Source organism: Candidatus Thorarchaeota archaeon (genome assembly GCA_013388835.1).
Lineage (GTDB): Archaea > Asgardarchaeota > Thorarchaeia > Thorarchaeales > Thorarchaeaceae > JACAEL01.
On record JACAEL010000039.1, the window covers coordinates 1 to 22,553 of the forward strand.

Here is a 22,553-nt window from a genome sequence, read left to right on the forward strand (position 1 = left end):
CAAACAAGGAGGGCGCCAGCACTCCTCCCGAAACGCGCCCGCCGACCACGAATGATGACGAGAACAGCTTGCCAAACATGAGTACCAGGAGCGCTGTGATGGGCACTGGAGAAGACACCACCGTCATGATCACATGGTCCCCAAGACCAGCAACAGTCAGAGAGGAGTCCAGCAAGAGACCCGTGAGAAGAATCACTATACAGGCGAGCCCAGACCCAACCACCGGGTCAAGCGAGTCGGGAAGATGCGCCCGGAACACATTGCGCGTGCTCATCAAGGTGACTGCGAACAGTACTGAGGTCAGACCTGCACAGACTCCTAGGACCACAATCAGCGGCACCAGACTCAGCTCGAACGCGAGGCTCGTCTCGATCTGCAAGAATGGCTCAAGCCCAAGTATCCATGTGTAGACAAGATATGCTGTGATGGAAGACACGACTGCAGGTACGAAGTAGCCAAGTCTGGCATCTCTCTTGTACGGTGCTTCAGTTGCAAATAGAGCACCTCCCAGTGGTGCCTTGTAGATTCCAGCGGTGCATCCTGCCGAGCCCATCATGAGGAAGACTCGGAGATGTGCCGGGTCCTTGAATCCAAGCTTGCGGCCCACAAAGTTGCCAAGAGCTGCTCCTATCAGGACTGCCGGTCCTTCACGTCCCACGGGATTGCCCGTCCCTATCGAGACAGAAGTTGCAACCATCTTTGTGATGGCCGTTCGGTCTTTCAAGTCCGCGGGACTGTGAGTCATCTCTATGGCTTTGGATATCCCACTGCCATCTATCTCCCTGAAGCCGAAGTAGATGAGCGCACCCGAAAACGCGCCACCCATGAGCGGACTCACAAAGGGTGGAAGTACTGAGAACAGAGCAATGCTCCCCATTATCATCAGGTTGAAGGCCACCATGAAGAGACCGCATATGACACCAATCAGAATCGCTGCTGGGATGTATAGTCTGTAGAACTCGTAGAAATGTGAAGTGTGGAAGAGTTCTCGAAGTGGTCGGATGGGCTCTCTTTCAGAACGGCTCTTATGGCGGGCATTCAATTGAAGTCACACTCTCCACAGCATAGAGACGTCGTCTTTTAACGGATTCTCAAACATCCGGTACAATCAGAACATGAGTCGGCTTGGCCCATGAACATGTGCTGTGGGTCGAAGAGGGAGGACCCCAATTCAGAGGAGGTCCGATGCTCAACTGAGGCAATCACGACTGCGATGATGACAGTGAGGGCGATACTGGCCGATGCTGAGCAAGCTCTCAACTGGGCTTCAGCCCATCATGCCCACGAGTTCGGCTGGGTGAGCTCACACAAGAGTGATGACTTACCTGGGAATCTTGATCACGAGCACGGCACAGTCTGCATCACGAACCACTCGTTCCGTGGTACTTCCGACGGAACCCCGGTCCTCTCCGCTGGCACCCCGCGAGCCGATTATTATCACGTCCACTCGCCTCTCTCGTGCTAGTTGTACGATGCGCTGTGGAGGCGAGCCCTGGTCCAGTATCAGCTCGATGTCTAGCCGGTATTCTGCCGCTGCGGCCCGGTAGTTCTCAAGCAGATTCTTTCCATTCTCCATGTACTGCCTCAGTACAAGCAAACTGTCTGTTGAGGACATCTTGGCAATCTGCTGTACCGCACCAACATTGATGATATGGACGATTAGGAGTTTCCCTTTAGTTATGTGAGCAAGCTCGAACGCAACTGATGCGGCCCTTCCGGAGTCCCTGCTCCCATCGACAGGCAGCATGATGACCTTCGTCCGGGCGATCAGTGCCTTCGGAGCCTGAAACAGTATGTCCTCAGTCATGAGAAACCTCCGGTAGGAACAATGGCTCTTGTCCCTAAAGAATATTGACATCACTGAGCACCAATGTTTATCTCTGGATTGTTCTTGACAATGCCAATCCTCATGGGAGTGGATTGAGCTGACGAATCAGGACCTGTATGAGTATCACAAGAAGGGTGAGTATCCAAGTCACACAAAGGCGACTCTGGCGTTGCTTGTCGTCTTTGGGACTTTCATTGCAGTCGGTGTCTATGCACTCATGGACCTCTGGTCACATTGGGGCGGGATAATCCTGTCCTGGCTGCAGAGCTTTGGTCTTCCACAGTGGCTGACTACTAACATGCTCGGCATTGGAATTGTCGTGGGTGGGCTCCTCGTCTTCAGTCTTCTCATGGCCATCGGTGCGGCCTATGTTGCGAAGAGAATGGGCGGGACTCTGATCTACCTGGGTGCGGCATTCATGAACGTCATGACGTGGCTGGTAGTCCTCCTGTTTCTCTTCCTCAACGGATGGAACCTATCCCTTCTTATGGCTTCATGGGGAATGATGATTCCGGGTCTGTTCACCCTGTTCATGACACTGTTGCTCTTCACAGTGTTTCGCGACAGGGTGAGGAGAGCAGGAGAGATAATCAAGCTGACAGGACAGGTCTGTCTTGATGAGAAAGGCGTCTTTGTACCGCCGCTCTTCACAATGGTCTTCACGCTAATCTCAGCAGTACTCTTTGGTGGCATCATCCTATGGATTGTCCCATGGGATGTGATTGTCGGAACAGACCCCTGGACGCTGAACACAGCAGTGCCATTTGGTCTGGGTCTTCTGCTCTATCTGTTCACCACGATATTTCTCTACAACGCGGCCTATGCAACTTCATCCAGTATGGTCTACATATACATGAGAGGCAGAGACCCCTCGCTAAGAGATGGAATACGAGGAGCGATGGGTGTAGTCGGAGGACTGGCCGCACTGGCGATGATGAGTGTAGTCGTTGTCATAGTCAGGATGGTGCTAGAACGACTTGGCAGACAGGCAGGCGGCGCCACAGGAGCAGCTGTGGGAAGGGTTGCTGGCGGAATCGTGGCATGGGTATGGATGCTCATCAACTACTTCACCATCCCGGCAATGGTCGCAGAACAGACGGGTGCCCGAGCGTCAATCAAGAGAAGCGCGGGATTGGTGAGAAAGAACTTTGTGGATGTGATGATAAAGGAGACAGCGGTCAGATGGGCATTCGGTGTCCTTGCGGGCATCTTCCTGATTGCCTTCGCTGTTGGTGGAGCTGCGATTGGCTGGTTCCTGACCGGCGACATCTTTGTCACGGTCGTGGTCGCAATCGTGTTCACAATCTTCGCAGGCATTCCAAGTTCACTTGTCCTCAGGACCTTCGATATTGTGTATGTCACACTCCTCTATGTGTTCATAAGAAAGCAGGAGGGTGAGATCAGCGGCAAGACCGCGATATCTGGACCCATGGAGGACGAACTTCAGTCCGCCTACCGTGCTGCGAAGAAGTCACAGTGAGTGAAACACAGGGGCGGTCTCTGACTGCCCCCTTTGCATCATCTCATCACGATTCTGCATCACAGAAAGGTTTCTGAGAGCAGGTGCCCGGAAGTTGTTCGGGCTTGGATGCACAGTGCGTCGCGCCCTGTGCCAACGTGCGGAAACCGGAACGCAGAGGTCGACCTGACTCCAACTGACCTCTAGGAGTAATCACACTGCCGTCCAACGGGACCGACAATCCTCCTGTGTCCAGCTCAATCCAATTGACAATGAATGGTCTAGGAATGTTCAGGCTGAGACTGACGATTTGCTCTTTCAATTGCAACCATTATCTCATCGACGCTCTCCTGAGACAGAATCGCCCTGATGGCATTGAGTTCATCCATGTTCCTAATGATGGAGCCAACGCGGTTCATTGGATTCCCACTCCTTCCAATCGGGTTGACCTCAAGAACCAGACAGGCAGGTTCATCCCTTGATTGAGGGATTCTTCTGATGAATACTCCATCAATACTGGTCTTTACGCGCTCAAATCGTCGTCCGTGCTTGAGCATGTCTTTCAGTGACTCGTCCATATGCGTCGCCTAGCACCATGCAGGAGATACGTACGACACTAGGACACTCTTCTATTCTTTGGTGAAGTGAGTCCAATGCCCATGTGGAAAATCAAGAGATCGGGACTCCGCTGTCACATTGTTGTGAACCAGCCTCTATCGTAGTTGTGCATCTTGCAGATGTATGACCAGCACAGCGTTCGCGGGAATCCTACATCATCAGAGATCCCGCTGCGAGAATCCATACCTCTATGACACACGCCACGAATGTACCAAGGTATATCCGCCCCGTTTTCAGATAGAATGCAGTCATGATGAAGAACAGGCCTGCGAAGACTGGTAGGATGGCCATCAGGAATATCCCATAGAGTCCGAACAGACCGGCAAAGTCCATCAGAGGAGGGGTCCCTAACAGCACCATTGGCGCATACTGCAGCAGCATCACTACCGCCAGGCCACTCTCCATAGCGATGACATTCCGTGCCCACCACACGAGCTGGGTCTTCCAAGGCGTGCTTAGCTCAGGTTGGCGCAGCACCCCGAAGAGGATGAGTCCACCGTTGTAGAGAAAGAAAGGTAGTACTGGCAGTAGATACAGGAAGAACTGCACAAGTCTTGTCGGTGTGAGCATCTTTAGCTGCGGCCACATGTACCTGAACTCGACACCCAAGTAGGACTGGGAGAGGCATACCACCAAGTAGAGATAGGCGAAGAGAATACCGGCAAGAAGCACCGTCCTCCTAAGGACCTCGTTCCTCTCCGGGCTCTCTTTCTCAAGGGCGCCCAGTTCGGTCATAGTAACGCCTTGTCTTGCCCTCGCCTCTCGGAACCATCTCCTGAAGAGGAGACTTGCAACGACCGCATTCGTAAGCAACCAGAGAAGCGCTCCATTGCCTGTGACGAGTCTGAAGACAGGAAGGAACGAACCTACCACTATGCCAAGAATCATCCCCACCATGGGAACAGCAAGGAATGTGAGCCCACCGACTGCCGCATTCAAGCTCGCGAACTTCCACCAAGCGAGACCTCTGTTGGCGACACGTTGTGGAAGTGGTGTGGAAACGGTCTTGAAGTAGGGGGTCTCGACCAGCATGAAACCCAGAGGTACCACAGACAGAACACCAACTATCAACGAGAAGAGTGTTGCACCTTCTTTCAGCATGTATGTCTGTGTCGAGATGTGGGACCTGCTCCACGCCTCAGACTCCGACTGCTCAGCAAGTGCCTGAAGCATCCAGGCACAGGTCTCAGCAATCCCTTTCGCATTCCAGGTGGCACCTGGATGAGTACAGTAGCAGAGAGCGTACCTGTGTGCTGTACCTGCTACAAAGTCCCCGTACGTGTGATCGACCTGACCTACCACTCCCGGAGCCAAGCCTGCATTCTGAGCTATCTGAGCCAGACCTCTGGCAAGAAAGCTGGCTCGGTCGCCCTTGTAGAACAGCTCCTCGTATAGAGGCCAGACGTTGAGATAGTTGTGCATGTAGTTGTGCTCTGTCAGATTGTCAGGACCGCCTGCCTGTATCACCACAGCCCGATGGTCCGGATTCGTCTCAGCCAGCACACGTGCCACCATGGCGCCCATTGAGTGTCCCACCAGACCGGTCCGAGTGGCATCAACAAAGGCAAGGCTCTTCAGGTACTGGTAGGAGGCGTTCGCGCCGAGAGTAGTCACACCGCCGAGGTACGCCTGCATAAGAGGACTTCCCGACTCCGAGTCGCCGTGTCCGGTCTGGTCAAGTGCCAGTGTCACGAAACCCCTTCGCGCAAGCTCAAGGGCTGCAGGGCCTTCGGTGTCCTTGTCGTTGTTCATGCCATGAAGAAGTAGGACCGCAGGTGCGGGACTTGTCGCGGTGGCGGCAAGAGGACGATATAGCCTCCCTGTGACACCCAGACCATTCTCATCGACTATTGTCACACTCTTCACTTCAATCCGCCCAAAGTCGGTCTGGACAAAGAACGCAGTGAGGGAAGAGGCAAGCATGAAGAACAGACACAGGACGAACACCTGTTGCACTCGGCTCAAGCGTCTCAGGCGATTCACAACGACAACCCGATGCCGTATTGCGTACACCGGGATATATTCCCTCTGCATGGGCGCAGTCACCCGTGTCGAAACTGCAGCGAACGAAATCATCGGTGAATCCTTGTAGGTCCGAAGAGCCCAGTATCAGCGGAGCTCATTCTGCATCCGGGAGTCTCTAGTCCGACAGATTAAAGGCAGCACGTACCTTGCCTATAGTGGGTGCCCATTACGGACGCAAGGGAAGCCGCAAGGAATGCCATTGAATCAGTGCTGGAGGCACGACAGGGCGAGTCCCTGCTTGTTGTATGCGATGATGTCAGAAGAGATGTCGGTCAGGTCTTTGCCGAAGGGGCCATGGACATTGGTCTCTGGACACGACTGCTTCTGCTAGAGTCGGGCGAGCGTGTTGTGAGGAGTGAAGTGCCGGCACAGTTGATGGAGATTGTCAACTCGGTTCACTCCCCGGACATCTATATCAATCTGCTTCGAGGTCCCGCAGACGAGACCCCATTCAGAGTCAAGATAATCAAACTTGAGACGAGGAAAGGTCGGTCAAGGCTTGGCCACTGCCCGGGGATAACAATGGACATGCTCACAGACGGCGCTCTGGCAATGTCAAAAGAGGAACATTCTGTGATGCAGAATCATGCAAGGTCGTTGCTAGCCAAACTTCAAGACGTCGAAAGAGTGCATCTCACCGCTCCCGGAGGCAGCGACTTCACGGTTGGGGTAAGCGGTAGGACTTGGTTCTCAGACACTTATGTGGACTGGAAGACCATGAAGTGGATGAACCTACCGACAGGTGAGGTGCTCGTTGGTCCTGTGGAGAACTCCATGGAAGGCGTGGTTGTCTGCGACTTGGCTGTCGGTGGTATTGGACCGCTGAGCAAGCCCATGCGTCTGGATGTGCGACACGGACGTGTCGTGAGTGTGGCATGTGACGACAGGGATGCACTCAGAGTGGTAGAACAGACACAGGCGACTGACGAGATGGCCAAGCACATCGGCGAGTTCGCAATCGGACTCAACCCGAAGGCAAGACTGGTCAAGGAGTTCCTTGAGGCAGAGAAGGTCAGGGCAGTCCATGTGGCGTTCGGCAACAACACGGACTATCCGGGTGTAGTCGCAAACAACTCTGCGACCCATCAGGACTTCCTCATCAATCGGCCCACTGTCACTGTTGTCTACGGCAACGGCACAGAGCAGGTCATAATGAGGGATGGCGCTCTCACACTCTAGCTAAGTCAGAGTCAGTAGGATGCAGAGTCCCGTCGAGTTCATAGCATGTCAATCAACTGTTGACAGTCAACGTGCCAGTGGTCTTGTGCACACCGACTCAGTACATTGGACCATTGATATCGCCCTTACGACCGTGCACCTGCACTGATCAGTCATGCGAGTAGATGCGCAGTATCAGACACAACCATATGGAGCGCATCCTTCGCGCTATGGCCTACGAATTGTCGCCTGAATCGAGGCTCGCTGAGATAGCAGCGTGTGTACTCGCACATCATGTACGACATTCTTTTTACACGGATGCATGATACCGATAACAGTGATATAGCATGCCAAGGAAAAAGAACAGTTCTAGCAAGACTGCAGTGATACTCCTGCTCATTGTAGTGGGAGGCCTGGTAGTCGTTGCGTGGCACGACGGACTCATAGGAGCCACGAGCATCGAGAGCATCACCGATGGCAAGATCCAAAACGGTGCAGTGGTGACCATCAGGGGAAGGTTGGTCTCAAGATTGGGGACGCTCCATGCTGTGCAGAGCCTGAATAGTGATAGGGGATTGGTATTCATATGGAGTGGAGACTCACCAGCAATTGACTCAATAGTGGTAGTACACGGAAAGGTCACCTCGATTTGGACCCTTGGGAATGTCACCTCTCTCGAGAAAGTGTGGGTCTTTGCCTAGCCTGGGAGAGTATTGGTGTTCATGCGAACACCTCTGATATCTCCCTGCGTCAAGAGCGAAGGTCACATCGCCATCTCAATGACTGCGCGCAGGAGCAGACTTGACTCCATGGTGATAATGGCTGGTCACGCAGCAGATGAGCCCGCCAGCTCAACCACCACCGACACAGTGTTGCATTACACAGGTTAACTCACTCGCTGTAGCTCCAGTGGAGGTGGAACTTGGTAGACACACCGTGTAAGTGGTTGACCCCAAGGCATTCAGTCCGGTATACGCGTCTATGCGCAGGAGTTGCCAGTAGGAGGTTAACTTCATAAGGTTTCGCGTCAATATGAGCCTGTGGATAGAACGCGAATGGCAACGAACTCACCACTCAGGTTTCCGACGAAGCAGCAGGCCATCATATGGCTACGGCGGAGGCAGAGCGTTGCACCGTCCAAGATAGCCTTGGACATGGGGGTGACAAGACCATTCGTGAGTAAGGCAACAAGGACTGCTGAGAAGCGAATAGAGAGACTGATTCTGCACGCCGCGTCAGTCAACCGAATCGGTATTGAGAAGATCAGCGCGTCGCACGGGTTCGCCTTGGGCTTCTGTCCAGCATATGGTTCAGAGACCTACATAACGTTCTCACCCAGATTCGGAGTGCAGGTATGGTACAATCACGTCGGGCACTGCGGGACATGCGAGGAGTCTTCGAAGTGCAGGGCCGTACTCTCGGACCTGGCTGCAGACTGGCAGATTCCGTTCCCTGAGACCATGCCACCTACAGAGATTGCAGCAGGACTGTTCAACACGATAATGAGGCGACTCAGATGGAGATAGACATCAATGACCTGAACACGGTCACCGTGAAGAACGCATGCAGAATGCGACCCGCCCGGGGAGGGTATGCCTCCGGCTGGAGAGGAATCCTCGAGTATCGACTCGCGCACCGTTCACCGACCAGAAGAATGAAGAGCGCGGCAAAACTCGCACTCGGTGGACTGTTGGCGGGAGCATGGATACTCAGTTTCCTGACATCACCTGAGAGCGACAGGCTTGCGAGATTCGCGGTCGTCACGTTACTAGTGGGGGGCACAGGAGTACTAGCACTTCTTGCGTATTGCCTCGGGAAGACTCAGTACGTCGGGTCCAGTGCAAGCATGAGGAGCGTCCGGCCGCATCCTGACGGCAAGGGGAGTCTCGTGTCATCGTATGGATACGACTACTCGTACAATCCCGGAATCCGCGTGTCATCTGCGGGTCCACTCCCAGTAGGTGGCAGGATCGAACGCAGGCGGAACGAGACATTCAAGCAACACCGAGTGTAGGCATTATCAGAGCCGACAAGGGGGAACATGGTCAGGCTTGTCGCTGTTTCACATGTACACTCGCGGCGCGTCCACTCGTGAATGACACTGCCAACCGGACATCTGTTCGTACACCGATAATGCTCTCGTCATACGTGTGTAATACTCAGCGCTGCAACAACCATCACTTCACCCCATAGAGGTATTGCCAACAGAATGATTTAATTGGGGAGAAGCATCAGTGACAGACTGTCAAACCGTCATATGAAGGATGCAAGGCATATGGTCATAGATCGCGAGGGAGCCACATCTGCAATAATACTGCACTTCGGCGCGGGTAAGCCCGTTGAGTTTCCTGCTGAGTTTGTCGCGGAGATTGGGGAGAAGGCTGCGCTCACCGTTCTCCACCACAAGGACAGAGTCGTGAAGCTGTTTCCTGTCGAGTCCGAGAACATCTATCTCCTCAGGATAGAGATAAGCGACCTGTCAAGGAACTTTCTCAAGCAGCTGAACTTCGCGTTTAATGACGCCAAGCTGTCAGACATAATATTCACGACTGGAGTATGTCTCAGGGGCGAGAAGTGCTACTACGAGTGCTATTTCGTTCCGGACCAGCTTGTGGTGTCCACCAGCGAACTTGAAGACAGCCTCCGCAAGATACCCGGGGTTGCCAAGGTCGTCCTGAGGAAAGTGGTCTGATCAATCAACGCATATGTCCAGCTGATCTCAGGTATCCAGAAGACCACACAGCTCCAGAAGCACACTATGTGCTTCATTGCATACCCCTAGTCAGTCCTCTACTGGGCACCCAGATGCATGACATGATAATCACTGCAGAGTACCACACCGTTGTGCTAGACACGCTGATGTTTGAGGGGATCTGCCGCATTCTTCAGGTCACTCAGTACCAGCTGAGTTCACTTGTCCATTTCAGCACATGGTCTTAGATGGCAGACCAACAATCCTGTCGATGAGCCAAGGCATCCTCTCCCACCGCGCTCAGTCCCCACTAAGGCCGAGATAGTACTTCTGAGCGCTGGACTTCTTCGAAGGCCTCACGACATTTCATAGTCCCCCCCGAACGGTAGACTCGTCATAATGCTGCTGATTGGCCGGGATATACTCCGCGAGAAAGGCCTGCACTATCTCATTCTCGTCACGCCTGAGGTCATACTCTGCAAAGTAGTCCAGTAGGTTGTGGATGTCCCTCTTGAGAATAATCTCAATCCTGCGCATGTCACAGTGTGTGTCCACAGCCTCACCTTGGGGCAGGTCGATTATCCACGGCTTGTGCTGCCACCAGAGGACGTTGTATGCGCTGAGGTCCCCATGGACGTAGTGTACATCCCGATAGATCCTCAGGTAGTCGTCCAGAATCTGGCCCAGCACCACCTCCGGGTCGTCCAAGGTGGTGTTTCTCAGCTGAGGCGCGGGCGACCGTCCATCACCGAGAAACCTCATGGTGAGGTAGTTGCCTACTCGACTGATGGGGGTGGGGACTCTTATGCCTGCCCTAAAGCACCTCGCTAGGAGGTCGTACTCAGCCACCGCAAGACTCTCAATCATGTCAAGAGTGCAGTATGTCCGTTTTGTAGACGCGGCTGTCTGAAAGCCACTCTTCTTAGACATCTTGTGTGAGCTGCGGTAGAGCCTGTATACCTTGAGGACGATGGGGTGCCCGTTCCATTCCGCAAGGAAGATGGAGGCCTCCTTGCCTGCGCTCATCTGATACAGCACATCGGTCGCCAGCCCATGTTCGATGGCCTCTGCTCGTACCTCCTCAAAGACAATCTCACGGATTGTGGCCTTCCCTGTTGCTGACTCTTCCTTCAGTCGATCCCTCTTCCGAGAGAGAGCTGAGCTCTTCATCGGATTGTATTTGTCAACACGACTCATCTCCAAGACACCTCCTGGAGCGAGCAGTAGCTACCTGTCTGTGATACCCTATACAACTCTGTGATACACCTTCGGTGTTCAGACTACCACGCGCTGCGATGTCAAGGAGCTCATATCATACCAGAACTGGAATACGTTGATGCACCAGTGCAGTTGCCAAGCAAGTGCAGGCACCAGGCGCGTGGGACAGGTGGTCACACAAGAAGCGAGAAGGCCGCTAGGCGCAGCCAGCCACAGAGGTGCACTCAGTGTCCAGTGGAGAAACAGTCACCATGTTCATCATATACAGAGATACACCTCCTGTCATGTGGAAGACACCTCCGTGGCTTCGCATATATGCGTTTGCCCAGGTACGGTTTCGCATACACTTCAAGGTCAGATGAGACTTTAGCGTGCGCAGCAGTACTCCACATATGTGTCAATCTGAAGAACGCGCGATGTCTGTCGCCAATCTGGCAGATTGTTCATCAGGTTCTCGCGGGGGCATCCCATTCAAGTCGTGTGCAGCAGTCATACTTGGAGCCTGCAGAGAAGATATCTGGTGGCCGGACCCGAACAGAAATGCACGCACAGAGAGTCGGCCCAAGTACCAGTCTCAGTGATGCATCGATGAGTAACGACGTTTCATGCAGCGGAACCATGGAGTTGCTGTATTTATACGTGTCAAGGGGAGTCATATCATGTCAGGCAAGTGTTCAGTATGTAGGAAGAAACATACATGACATCCAGCGCAAGTTCTGGCCACATCGCGCAATACAGGTGTAAGATGTGCAGTGCACCGTACCCGTTGGGTGCTGATGACGTTGTGGCCACTTGTCCATATTGCGGTCACACATTCAGGGTTGACGGAGAAACCATTGAGAAGCACCTACTGATTCCCAATCAGCTCAGCGTAGACAAGGCGCGTCAGACCATCAGACAGTGGCTAGAGGAATCCGCGTCTCGACTTGTAGGCAGGCGCTTCATTGAATCAGTACAGCTAGCAGACCCAGTACTCGAGTGGATTCCATTCTATCGTGTCAACGCGGAGTGTCATGTTCACTACGTGGGCGCGAAAAAGACAGGAAGCGGAGACTCTAGTCGTTGGAATCGAGTTGAAGAAACGTCCAATATGGTTGAGAACGAGTGGGTGCTTGCCAGGCGCCATGCGGCCAGTTTCGGCATGGCGGAGTTCGTCCGCACACTGAGTGATGCGAGGACAATGCCCTTTGATATCAAGACAGTGTCCGGTGGCACGGTCCTCAACTCTGAGATGACCGATAAGGACGCACGGTCCAGAGCACGACAACTGAAGGCGGATAGAGACCGAGAGGAGATCACAGAGAACCTTGACAAGCTACTAGACTACGACCTTGACATGAAGGTCCTCGAAACCAGCTATGTGCATGTTCCCTACTGGCTCTGCCAATACGAGCACAACAACGGCACTTTCAGGGTGGGTGTCTCAGGAGTCACAGGGAGTGTCTTTCTGGGAGAGATTCCTGTGACAAGAAGGTATAGAGTCAAGAAATGGTTCCACAGCATCCTGCTACTCTTGTCCTCGGCTGTGTCGCTACAGGCAACGCCTTATCTCACCTATCTCATTCTGATGAGTGACACAGAAGACAATGGTGAAGGAATTATACTGCCCTTCATTCTCCTTGCAGTGGGTGTTGTCCTCTGGGCTGGCGCCTACTTGACGTTGGGCAAGGCTCTGGGCTATGAGATACGTGTGACTGCAGAAGGCAAGGAGCTCGATGAGAGCACCTCATTACGGTCCTTGTTGACAAGAGTATGGAGGAGAATCCCATGAGCGACTTCCGTTGTCCGAGCTGCAGTGGTCCCATCAGAATGGAAGAGAACAGCAGCACGGTTGTCTGTCCCTATTGCAGCACCACCGTCCAGGTGAAGACCGGGGAGAGAATAAAGGAGAGCTACGTGATGCGACTTCAGTTCGGCCGCGAAGATGCATCCGAGAGGATGCTCGCATGGACGGCGAAACAGCTCGGTGCTCCAAGGGACTTGATAAAGAACGGGGAGGTCAAGAAAGCAGAACTTGTCTTCTGGCCGTTCTGGGTGGTGGAGGTGGAGGCCAACGGCTCCTACGAGGGTACTCAGAAGAAGATCGGGATTGGTGATTCGACGGGCCCGAGGACTTGGGACTCGGTCAAGGAGTCGAGGACCATATCTACTGAACAGGACATACTCGTCCCCGCTTCGACTCGGTTTCCCAAGCAGCTGGGCAACTACGTGATTCCGACCAAGCGCAAAGAGTTCTTCCAATACGACTTGGTTCGTGAGGCAGGAGGCACCACAAGACCGATTGTTGTCGACCAAGAGAGTGCACTACGAACAGCCACTGCCAAAATGCATGCGTTGGTGAAGGCTGAGGCGCTCAAGGAACTGGACAGAGTCGAGCGCATCGACATAACCACCCGAGTACCGGCGGTCTTTCTAGTTCATGTGCCCATCTGGCACATCACATACAGATACAGGGTCAGACGCTACAAGGCCTTGGTGGGGGGCGCCGCAGGGACAGTCATATACGCGGAGTACCCGAGAAGGATTGCATTCAGGGCAATGCTCATGATGAGCGGTCTTCTCCACCTTGCCATTGGCGGAGGCTTGGGTCTGGTACTCGTCTACGTCGGTCTCGCGTATTCAGATGGCATCTTCCCCACCATTGTGGGCATCGTCTGGGGACTTGGAATGATTGCCTTTGCTCTAAGGTTCCTCTCTGCGGCTCTTGATATAACGCGTGGGGAGGAAATGGTGTCGTAGACTGGATTGGCCTGCAGTCATCAAAGGCCACGCAGGACAAACTCAGAGCAGACTGAAGAGTGAACGGACACACATGAAAGCCGTGCGTCGAAAGGGCGTCAGTGCGCGACCTGACCAACAGAAACCATTCAGCTCAGACTGAGTCCGTGTCCTCGCTGGTCTCGTGCACCACCGCAAGCGGCGCGGTCTCTTGGACAAACCTCCAGAGTACTGACACTGCTATCAGTCCGAGGATGGCAGCTATCCAGAAGGGGACGACAAAACCATACAGTGTGAAGGGGCCGATGGCAAAGACGACCAGTGAGAACACAGAATACAGCGCTCCACCAAGAAGCGGACCCACAGTCGCCCCTGCATTGAAGAAGGCCTGAAGAGTGCCGAACAGCTTTCCTCGAAGGTGCCATGGAACTACGTCAGTCTGAATCGCTCGAAGCGCCGGCTCTGAGACGGACATCATCGCGCTCTGCACAACCCAGACACAGGAGGTCTGAGCCAAGTCTGTGGTGAGAGGAAGCACTGCAAGGCTGCTTCTTGCTCCCAGTCCTCCGAACACAGCAAGGTTCTTTCTCCCTCGTCGGTCCGACCAGCGACCGGCCGGAATGGAGAACAACAGCCCGGTGACACCGGCCCCAGAGACTATCAGACCGATGAGGCCTATGTCTGAGGAGATCCTGCTCATGAGGAATAGCTGGAGAAGAGGCTGTCCGAGACCCATAGCAAGTCCATTCGCAGCTGACATCAGATACAGCGCTCTCATCATTCGCCTCACATCAGGTGCTGGAGCCTTGTCGATAACTGAACTCGACTCAGAGAGTCTCACTGCATCCGCCGACGCTTCACTGGGCGCACCCGCCTGGGTCTGCGACCTGCCGGGTGATGTCTCTTTCACAACAACAATTGTCATCAACGCCGCCGGCAACGTAATCAAGGCGCCAATGTAGTAGGGCACACGAAACACGTCCGGCACACCCAGAAGCAAGACGTCCCTGCAGAAGTTGTACAGGAGACCTCCCAGTCCGGGACCGACAACAAAACCAACATTCGATATGAGCATGTACAAGCCCATTCCCTCTCCACGCCGCCTGTGTCCGACAATGTCCATGAGGGCAGCCTCAGCGACCGGCCACACCATCGCAGAGACCACGCCCTGAAGACAGCGAATGAGGACGAGCTGAACCCAGTCTTGGGCGAGCCCAAAGAGAATCAGAAGAAGGACATAACCGAACAGGCCAGTGATAAGGACGGGCCGTCGGCCGCGTGTGTCCGAGACCCCGCCCCAATACCGGGCGAGAAGTGTTCGTGTGCCCATGAAGGCGGCCATCATCACGCCCAATATGACGGAGAACTCGGCCACCACTTCGCCGGGGACCACATAGCCGGGACCGGGGGGTTGCGTGAGTCCGCCTTCGAGCGCAATCAGGTAGAACGCCATTGAGGGAGCAATTATGCCAAAGCCCAACATGATGAGCATGGCGTCCAAACAGATCACGATTACGCGGGCATTCGTGTAGAGAGGTGAGTTCTGTGAGTCGACCTCTTTCATGAAACAACCAACCACTGAGCGCACTTCATGACCGACTATTATCTGTGAGCGTTGCAACCAGCAGTTCCCATGGAAGAGTTTATCACTGGTCCATCGAGCAAACCAGTAATTCCCGTCTGGCGATACGAGCCCAGATTGAATGCGACAAGAGAGTAACTACGGTGCCCAACCCAGCAAACCCATTGATAGTGCAGTCGGACAAGTCAGTCTTGCTGGAGGTAGACAACCCTCTATATGAGGAGGTCAGGGATTCTCTTGCCCGTTTCGCAGAGCTGGTGAAGAGCCCCGAGTACATTCACACATACCGAGTGACACCCCTCTCGCTTTGGAACGCTGCCGCCATGGGCATGAAACCACGAGAGGTGATTGACACACTCGAGCGCTATGCCAAGTATCCAGTGCCGTCGAACATAGCACGAGAGATTGTCGACTACATGAGTAGGTATGGACAGGTCTCGCTCAGGAAGGAGGGCTCGTTTCTGCTATTGGAATGCGAGGACAGCGACATCGCAGAGGAGATCTGGGCAAACACCAAGACAAGAGAACTCATCATGGAGCGGGTTGACGATACCTCATTCCTAGTCGACCCTGCACGACGTGGCTTCATCAAGCACGCACTCATTGAGATTGGGCACCCCGTAGAGGACCTGGCCGGGTATGTCGAGGGTGAAGCTCTCAGCTTCGAGATGCGGCAGAAGACTCTGAGAGGGAAGAACTTCGCCCTCAGGAAGTATCAGGAAGAAGCAGTAGCGGTCTTTCACGCCGCAGGCGATGTGACTGGAGGGTCGGGTGTGGTAGTGCTACCATGCGGCGCCGGAAAGACCATGGTAGGAATCGGTGTGATGCACAGACTTCAGACGTCCACACTGATACTGTGTCCTAACGTCGTGGCAGTACGTCAGTGGATAGCCGAACTGCTGGACAAGACCACTCTGAAACCCGAGCAGATTGGCGAGTACACCGGTGATGCCAAGACGATACGCCCGGTAACAGCAGCAACCTACCAGATACTGACGCATCGGAAGTCCAAAGAGGATGAGTTTGAGCACTTCAGGATCTTTGAGGCTAGGAACTGGGGACTGATAATCTATGATGAGGTCCACCTGTTGCCAGCGCCTGTGTTCCGCATCACCGCACAGATACAGGCCACTCGCAGGCTGGGTCTCACGGCCACCTTGGTCAGAGAGGACGGGCAGGAGGAAGACGTGTTCAGTCTCATAGGTCCCAAGAGATACGACATGCCATGGAAGCAGTTGGAAGACCAGGGATGGATTGCCACTGCGGTCTGCTACGAGATTCGAATTGATTTGCCCAACGGGCTCAAGCGAAAGTACGCGGTCTCGGAGGACCGGGCAAAGTACAGGATAGCTGCGGAGAACCCGGACAAGATCGCCATCCTCAGGGACATTGTGCAGTACCACCGAGGGGACAACATCCTGATTATTGGCATGTACCTTGACCAGCTCAAGACGATTGCCGATGAGCTGAATGCCCCCCTGATAACAGGGAAGACAAGTAATGCTGACCGAGATGTACTCTACAAGGAGTTCAGAGAGGGAAGACTCAAGGTGCTAGTCGTGTCGAAGGTTGCCAATTTCGCACTGGACCTGCCTGACGCGAACGTAGCCATACAGGTGTCAGGGACTTTCGGCTCCAGACAGGAGGAGGCGCAACGTCTGGGCAGGATTCTCAGACCAAAGTCCGATGGCAGTGTCGCAAGATTCTATTCGATAGTGACAAAGGACACCAGAGACATGGACTTTGCTGGCAAGCGACAGCTCTTCCTCACAGAGCAAGGATACCAGTACGTGATAGCCTCGGGTTCAGAGAAGATATGGGAGAGGCCCCCTGACAGCTTCTTCCAGCAGTAGTCATTCCTCTTGAGGGAACTCGTATTTTACGATGTTCCGTGCAATCTGTCTTATGTCATCAAGACTCATCTCCTCAATGCCAGTCGGACGGACCTCGAAGGTCACCCATATAGGGACGTGTGGGGCGCCTTTCAGTTTCGTGACGCGAAGTTGCTTGATGAGGACACCAGCTCTCATGAACGCGGGTTCGTGACGAGTGTCGAGGATGATGTCGCTGGAGTATGAGATCATGTCGTCGTACGCAGCGAACTGCTGGAGACCTGTGTGATAAGTCGCCCAGAACGGTATGGAGAGCTCCTTGGAGAATGTAGCACGCCAAGCCTTCAGCGCATTCACGGCCTTGAATGGATGCGACTGGAAGAACAGCTCGGTCATGCTGTCAGCGAAGATTCCGCCCAGGTTGTTTGGACCGTTGGCCCGTACAGCCTCGTATATTGCATCAGTGATTTCCTGAGGCTCCATCGGGTTCCGGACAAGTACAGTGTGTTCACGTGCCTCAGCCCTGCGCAAGACTTGGTTTGAGAAGCAGTCCACTAATGTGAGTAAGCCCTTGTCGAGCAGAGTGTAGTCCCATCCCAACGACACCATATTCTCTAGGACAGACACTGGCGGGTCCTCAAGACACACGTACACCACCCTCTTTCCTTGATTCATCAGTCTGAGTGCCAGCTCATTGAGGATGACAGACTTGCCTCCGCCGCCCGGTCCTCTTATCACACCAAAGGCGTTGCGAGGAAAACCTTGAGGCACTTCTTGGTCCAGGGCGGCTATGCCAGATCTATAGAGCATGCGTCCTTTTGCGAGAGTCTCGTTGAAGCTCATCTTGGGACCACACCAGATTCGGGCAGAGTGGTTTCCCAACAGATAAGAGTATTCACTATCGATGCCACAGTCTTGAGAGAGCCTTCAGATGCGTCAATTTGGAGCGAACATAGCGGCGAATCGCATCGCGACTCCTAGGACTACTGACACTTGACTCTATGAGACCACACTCCTCAGCGGCAAGACGTTCAAGACTCCACGATATCACTGACGACAGAGACAGGGGTGCAAGTGACTCCACCCGGCTCTCTTCGAGAGAATGCACGAGATGCTTCGAAACGGCCTTCATACCACCGCCAGCCCTTTGCACTGAGAGGTACGAGAGGTCATAAAATGGGTCTGCCACACAGCACGACTCGAGGTCAAGCAGGACCACTCCGCGGTCTGTCAACAGGATGTTTGGTTCTTGGAGGTCACCGTGTACTACTGCTTGAGTCCACTCACAAGTGTTGTCCAAGTACTCATTCAACCCCTCCGTAGTTCTCAGGAAGAGGTCGGCCTCTGGCAACGAGTGGTGGGCAATTGCCAGCCGCACTCTCGCGCAGTGGTATCTCAGCATGTCTGATGGCCGGTCATACACTTCCCCCTCAATCGCGTCTGTTGAGTTTAGTCGCGCAAGTGCCCTTCTCAACTCGGTGACCGTCGCAGGGAGCAGATCCTCAATATCGGACACTGTGCGTCCTTCAACAAACTGCAGAATGAGGAAGGGGGTCTTGGCCCTGTCTGCGAGACGTCCGCTTGCAAGAGGACGCGGGCATACTCCAGATGCTCCGACCTTCTTGTAGACCGAGTGAAGCCTCTCGAAGGGATTCTCAGGGTATGGGGGCACTCTTGCTGGCAGCTTGACAGTCACCCGCTCTGAATCAGTCACACCGAGCAGATTGATACTGCTCCATCCCCCGAGTGGTTGTGGCGCCAGCCGGACTGGTTCGTCCCAGCATATGGCCTCATTCAGCAACAGCTCCAGCTGTGATACCGTCAGCCCATGAATGAGACCTTGATGGCGTGTCACCGCTATCCACAAGACTCCTCTTGTGAGCGAAGGACTTAAAGACGGTGACTAGTCGGTCATCTCATGAATGGCAGGCAGGTCCTTCTTGTTCTCTCACACCTCTTCAGAGCCAGAGGCCCGAGAGTCAGCATAGAGGATGCGGTCTACTACCTGTCCTTTCGGTGGAGATATGGTCGTCCGTCATCAGTGAGACGGATGTTGACGCTCGCAGTGGAGAATCAGATGATCTCAAGGAACGGAAACGAGATCACTGCAGAGTTCCTCTTTGACAAGCAGGTCATATCTCCAGAGATGAGCTCGAGTCTGAGGGACTCCATAGATGTCAAGAGTGACTACAGTCCGATGCTCTAGCTGCTGAGTTCACGAGACATTCTCCAGATTGATGCAAGCATTGCACTCAGGTGGATGAACTGGTTGCGCGCCTCAACCATTCTGTAGTCTAGTTCCGAGACTCTGTCCAAGAAAGCTGAGCGGACCTTCGGACTGAATGGCCTCTTCATGAGTTCCGCACCAATCTCATGCAGTACCTCCCGCTCAGAGTATCCCTCAATTGTCACCAGCCTGCGCACTCTGTTTCGACTCTCGACATAGGACCCATCCACTGCAAGAGTGACGGCCTCTCGGACCCCTCGCTGAAGTGGAGTCTCCGACTGCTCATAGACCGTGTCTTCTGTCACAGTCTTGCCAGACGCTGAACAGACCTGCAACAGATTGATTGCACGACGGAGGTCTCCGTCGCACGCTCTTGCGATTGCACGGACCGCCAAGTCGTCAATTCTTACGCCTTCTCGTTCTGAGATACTCTGGATCTGTCGTTCAATGACTGACTGCTCAATTGATGAGAACTTCAGCACCACACAGCGCGATATCAGAGCGGGTACCCATCCTGAGAGACTTGGTGTGATGAATACAAACCTGCATACTTCACTGAACACCTCCATGGTCCTCCTGAGAGCCTGCTGCATATCGATGCTCAGTGCATCAGCTTCATCTAGCACGAGCAGTTTCACCTTGTCTTGGGCGACTGTCATCGTGGAGGCAAAGAGTGTGATAGCCTGCAAGAGCATCTGGCTGCGATTCGGCTCACCTGCCTCCCCTCGCACCTTCATCGAGTCCTTGGCGGCACGATACACTGTTGACATGTACTCGTCGAGTGGTGTCCGCTCAGACCGTTCAAGCTTGGCCAAGTCCTGAATTGTCCGCTTGGCTTTGGTGATGGGGTACATCGTGACATCTCTGACATTCAGATAGAGGAAGTTGGAATCCATCACCTCACCGAGTAGTGCTCGGGCAAACACCAACGCGGCTGAAGACTTGCCCGTGCCATATGGGCCCAATAGAATCAGATTGGGGCAGGTCTGCAAGCCTGCGAGGTTTCTCAGGCTCGATACCGCCACGTCCTGTCCAAGGAACTCATCCCATGAAGAAGGTCTATACTTCACTGACCAGAGAGGAGATTCCAAGTTAAGCACCAACGTTCTGGTAGTGGCTGTACAGATAAGCGTACTTCCATTGTGACAGGTGATGTGACTCGCCACAGTGCGGTCGGTATCTCACAGTTCCGACCTGCGATGGTTTCGGAAAGACGAGAGGTCGTGATTCACACCACAAAGAAGCCCACAAATGAGAACTGTCTCCAGTCCTTGAAGAGGCACAGGCGATGCTCTGCGAGACGGTCGATGACAGGGAACACACAAGAAGATGGGAAAGACGACAAGAGCAGCCTCGGTCCGTGACTCGCCTAACAAGACTATCTGAACCACAAGCGTCTTAAACCGTGACGGCGAAGCGGCTTGGTCAACTTCCCCAAAGACAAAGGAGATGCATGGCATGGTTGGAGAAGCGCTCGAAACAGAACTGCAGGAGATGCTGAGAGAGGACCTCCTGGCGGCATGCCAAGTATGGGAAGTCGACATGAGCACGAGTCAGTCTGGTGAGAAGCTGACCGAGCTCCTTGCAAAGAAGATGAGGGACAAGACATCCAGAGAATCCGTGTTCGCGACATTCTCTCCCAACGAGAGAGATCTTCTGGGTCTGCTGTCTCTCAGCGGGGGAGCAATGAGCTATGACAGACTGAAGCCCTACAGAAGGATATACAGCTATGGACAGCTCAACCAGACAGAGAGGGACTTGAGGAAGAAGGGCATCATAGTGAGGAGGGTTGTATCACGTCTGACAGAGTACGGCAGGGAAGTCGCCGAGTTCAAGATAGTGGACTTCTTCATCCCGCATCTCACAACCTACTTTCTTAGGAAGCCCGCACCCAATCCAGAACTACCCAAGAAAGCAAAGTCCATCGTAGATGAGAGAGATGCGCTAATCGTTGACATGTTGCTGCTTGTCTCTCACCTCGCCAAGCGAGAGATACACATGACAAGCTCGTGGGAGTTTCCCAAGAGAGAGATTGACCACATCAGTGCCACCATGTCAAAGCCGACTGAGGAGAGATTCGACCTCGTTCAAAAGCTGGCACGAAAGGCAGGCGCCTACGCCATTGTCCAGAACGACAGAGCCGTCCCCAACAATGCTGAGATTCTCTTCAAGGGAAAGAGGGACCAAGTGTCCCGAAGAATCCTGCTGTCTACACTTGGTCGGACTCGTGCCATCTGGGCTACTCCTGACCAGCCGACGGAGTACACTCTGAATCTCGCCATCTGTAGACTGCGTGAAGCCAAGATAGGTGAGTGGGTCAGTGTTCAAGAGATGGTCGAGTGGATTCGAAGTGAGCTGTTTGCTGAGAACGAACCCCTGAAGTGGATACAGGTAGACGAGGAACGAGTTGCAGTCGCCCTTGAGACCCCAATGCTGCTGGGTCTTGTCGAAGGAGCATTCAAGGGCAAGACACTACTTGCAGTGTCTCTTACTCAGACTGGGGCAACGGTAATAGCCAAGGAACCGCCTCCTGCGCAGCAGACACAGGATACCTTCTTCGTGCAGCCCAACTTTGAGGTCTCGTGTTACACGAGCGAGATGGACTACTACAAGCTGTACCAACTGATGTTATTCTCCGAGCCAGTGAAGGTGGATGTGGTGACCATACTCCGTATCACCGACAAGTCCGTCTTCCAAGCGATAGAGGCAGGACTGCGAGGGGAGGACATTCTTGGCTTCCTCGAGCGAGAGAGCTCCAAGCCAGTCCCAGCAAACGTGGCTCGCTCAATAAGAGACTGGACATCACAGACCACATTCGCCACGGTCGAGAACGTCACACTCTTCGAGACAGAGACCCAAGAAGATCTTGACGACCTTCTTCTGCTCGAGGTCTTCTCAAAGCATGTGGTTCGCAGAGTCGGCCCCACCGCGGTTGTGGTGAAGAGCGACATAGACCAGATCAGCGAGGACCTTAGAAAGCATAAGTGCAATGTGAGAAAGGTGGGTGTTGCACCTGTTGAAACAGACTTGTCTGCCGGAGCCCAGATTGCGGAGCACACGATACTGTATGCTGAAACCCCCGCTTTAGATGTGCCCGAGTCATGTCTGGCATGTCCCGCACTTCAGTCGTGCAACAGGGCACTGAGAAGGAAAGGCCGTTCAAGGAAGGCATCAACCGAATGACCACTCGCGTAGT

At 53.9% G+C, this 22,553-nt stretch carries 20 protein-coding genes; 11 read left to right on the forward strand and 9 right to left on the reverse strand.

Annotation, left to right across the window (positions count from 1 at the left end):
- The coding region (locus tag HXY34_07315) for a chloride channel protein (protein NWF95938.1) at positions 1-1,042 on the reverse strand (1,042 nt) is incomplete at its 3' end.
- 279 nt (positions 1,043-1,321) lie between these two features.
- Entirely contained in the window at positions 1,322-1,807 is a 486-nt protein-coding gene (locus HXY34_07320) for a universal stress protein (protein NWF95939.1), read from the reverse strand.
- Between the two features lie 190 nt (positions 1,808-1,997).
- Between HXY34_07320 and HXY34_07325 the strand changes: the two genes are divergently transcribed.
- A complete protein-coding gene (locus HXY34_07325) occupies positions 1,998-3,308 on the forward strand; it encodes a hypothetical protein (GenBank protein NWF95940.1) in 1,311 nt (436 codons plus the stop codon).
- A 260-nt stretch (positions 3,309-3,568) separates the two neighbouring features.
- On the opposite strand, the gene HXY34_07330 is transcribed toward HXY34_07325, so the two are convergent.
- Both HXY34_07330 and HXY34_07335 read right to left on the reverse strand, forming a co-directional pair.
- A complete protein-coding gene (locus tag HXY34_07330) occupies positions 3,569-3,865 on the reverse strand; it encodes a hypothetical protein (protein NWF95941.1) in 297 nt (98 codons plus the stop codon).
- A gap of 190 nt (positions 3,866-4,055) precedes the next feature.
- On the reverse strand, positions 4,056-5,939 hold the full coding sequence (locus HXY34_07335; GenBank protein ID NWF95942.1) for an alpha/beta fold hydrolase: 1,884 nt from the start codon (positions 5,937-5,939) through the stop codon (positions 4,056-4,058).
- Positions 5,940-6,089: 150 nt separating this feature from the next.
- Here HXY34_07335 and HXY34_07340 point away from each other — a divergent pair, with 150 nt between their 5' ends.
- The 5 genes from HXY34_07340 (at position 6,090) to HXY34_07360 (ending at position 9,780) form a co-directional block, all read left to right on the forward strand.
- A complete protein-coding gene (locus HXY34_07340; protein ID NWF95943.1) occupies positions 6,090-7,109 on the forward strand; it encodes an aminopeptidase in 1,020 nt (339 codons plus the stop codon).
- 326 nt (positions 7,110-7,435) lie between these two features.
- The gene (locus tag HXY34_07345) at positions 7,436-7,789 is read left to right on the forward strand and encodes a hypothetical protein (protein ID NWF95944.1); all 354 of its coding nucleotides are present in this window, start codon (positions 7,436-7,438) and stop codon (positions 7,787-7,789) included.
- A 354-nt stretch (positions 7,790-8,143) separates the two neighbouring features.
- Positions 8,144-8,614: a hypothetical protein gene (locus HXY34_07350; GenBank protein NWF95945.1), complete on the forward strand. Its 471-nt coding sequence runs from the start codon at positions 8,144-8,146 to the stop codon at positions 8,612-8,614.
- Complete coding sequence (locus HXY34_07355; protein ID NWF95946.1) at positions 8,605-9,102, forward strand: hypothetical protein; 498 nt, start codon at positions 8,605-8,607, stop codon at positions 9,100-9,102. The genes HXY34_07350 and HXY34_07355 overlap by 10 nt, the downstream gene beginning before the upstream one ends.
- A 261-nt stretch (positions 9,103-9,363) precedes the next feature.
- Complete coding sequence (locus HXY34_07360) at positions 9,364-9,780, forward strand: hypothetical protein (protein NWF95947.1); 417 nt, start codon at positions 9,364-9,366, stop codon at positions 9,778-9,780.
- A 366-nt stretch (positions 9,781-10,146) separates the two neighbouring features.
- Here HXY34_07360 and HXY34_07365 read toward each other — a convergent pair whose 3' ends face one another.
- Positions 10,147-10,977, reverse strand: coding sequence for a hypothetical protein (locus tag HXY34_07365; GenBank protein NWF95948.1), 831 nt, complete (start codon positions 10,975-10,977; stop codon positions 10,147-10,149).
- A 766-nt stretch (positions 10,978-11,743) separates the two neighbouring features.
- Between HXY34_07365 and HXY34_07370 the strand changes: the two genes are divergently transcribed.
- A complete protein-coding gene (locus tag HXY34_07370) occupies positions 11,744-12,769 on the forward strand; it encodes a hypothetical protein (protein NWF95949.1) in 1,026 nt (341 codons plus the stop codon).
- A complete protein-coding gene (locus tag HXY34_07375; protein ID NWF95950.1) occupies positions 12,766-13,737 on the forward strand; it encodes a hypothetical protein in 972 nt (323 codons plus the stop codon). The genes HXY34_07370 and HXY34_07375 overlap by 4 nt, the downstream gene beginning before the upstream one ends.
- Before the next feature lie 133 nt (positions 13,738-13,870).
- On the opposite strand, the gene HXY34_07380 is transcribed toward HXY34_07375, so the two are convergent.
- A complete protein-coding gene (locus HXY34_07380; GenBank protein NWF95951.1) occupies positions 13,871-15,280 on the reverse strand; it encodes an MFS transporter in 1,410 nt (469 codons plus the stop codon).
- 161 nt (positions 15,281-15,441) lie between these two features.
- On the opposite strand from HXY34_07380, the gene HXY34_07385 reads away from it, so the two are divergent.
- A complete protein-coding gene (locus HXY34_07385; GenBank protein ID NWF95952.1) occupies positions 15,442-17,151 on the forward strand; it encodes a DEAD/DEAH box helicase in 1,710 nt (569 codons plus the stop codon).
- Here HXY34_07385 and HXY34_07390 read toward each other — a convergent pair whose 3' ends face one another.
- Together HXY34_07390 and HXY34_07395 are read right to left on the reverse strand one after the other, a co-directional pair.
- On the reverse strand, positions 17,152-17,973 hold the full coding sequence (locus HXY34_07390) for a hypothetical protein (GenBank protein NWF95953.1): 822 nt from the start codon (positions 17,971-17,973) through the stop codon (positions 17,152-17,154). It lies immediately after the preceding gene.
- 55 nt (positions 17,974-18,028) lie between these two features.
- The gene (locus HXY34_07395; protein ID NWF95954.1) at positions 18,029-18,985 is read right to left on the reverse strand and encodes an aminoglycoside phosphotransferase family protein; all 957 of its coding nucleotides are present in this window, start codon (positions 18,983-18,985) and stop codon (positions 18,029-18,031) included.
- Positions 18,986-19,048: 63 nt separating this feature from the next.
- Here HXY34_07395 and HXY34_07400 point away from each other — a divergent pair, with 63 nt between their 5' ends.
- Positions 19,049-19,336 carry a DUF2240 family protein gene (locus HXY34_07400; GenBank protein ID NWF95955.1) on the forward strand — a complete coding sequence of 96 codons (288 nt, stop codon included), beginning with the start codon at positions 19,049-19,051 and terminating at the stop codon, positions 19,334-19,336.
- Here the strand turns inward: HXY34_07400 and HXY34_07405 are convergent.
- Positions 19,333-20,448 carry an AAA family ATPase gene (locus HXY34_07405; protein NWF95956.1) on the reverse strand — a complete coding sequence of 372 codons (1,116 nt, stop codon included), beginning with the start codon at positions 20,446-20,448 and terminating at the stop codon, positions 19,333-19,335. The genes HXY34_07400 and HXY34_07405 overlap by 4 nt on opposite strands.
- A gap of 367 nt (positions 20,449-20,815) precedes the next feature.
- On the opposite strand from HXY34_07405, the gene HXY34_07410 reads away from it, so the two are divergent.
- Positions 20,816-22,540, forward strand: coding sequence for a helicase-associated domain-containing protein (locus tag HXY34_07410; protein ID NWF95957.1), 1,725 nt, complete (start codon positions 20,816-20,818; stop codon positions 22,538-22,540).
- The last annotated feature ends 13 nt before the right edge of the window (positions 22,541-22,553 follow it).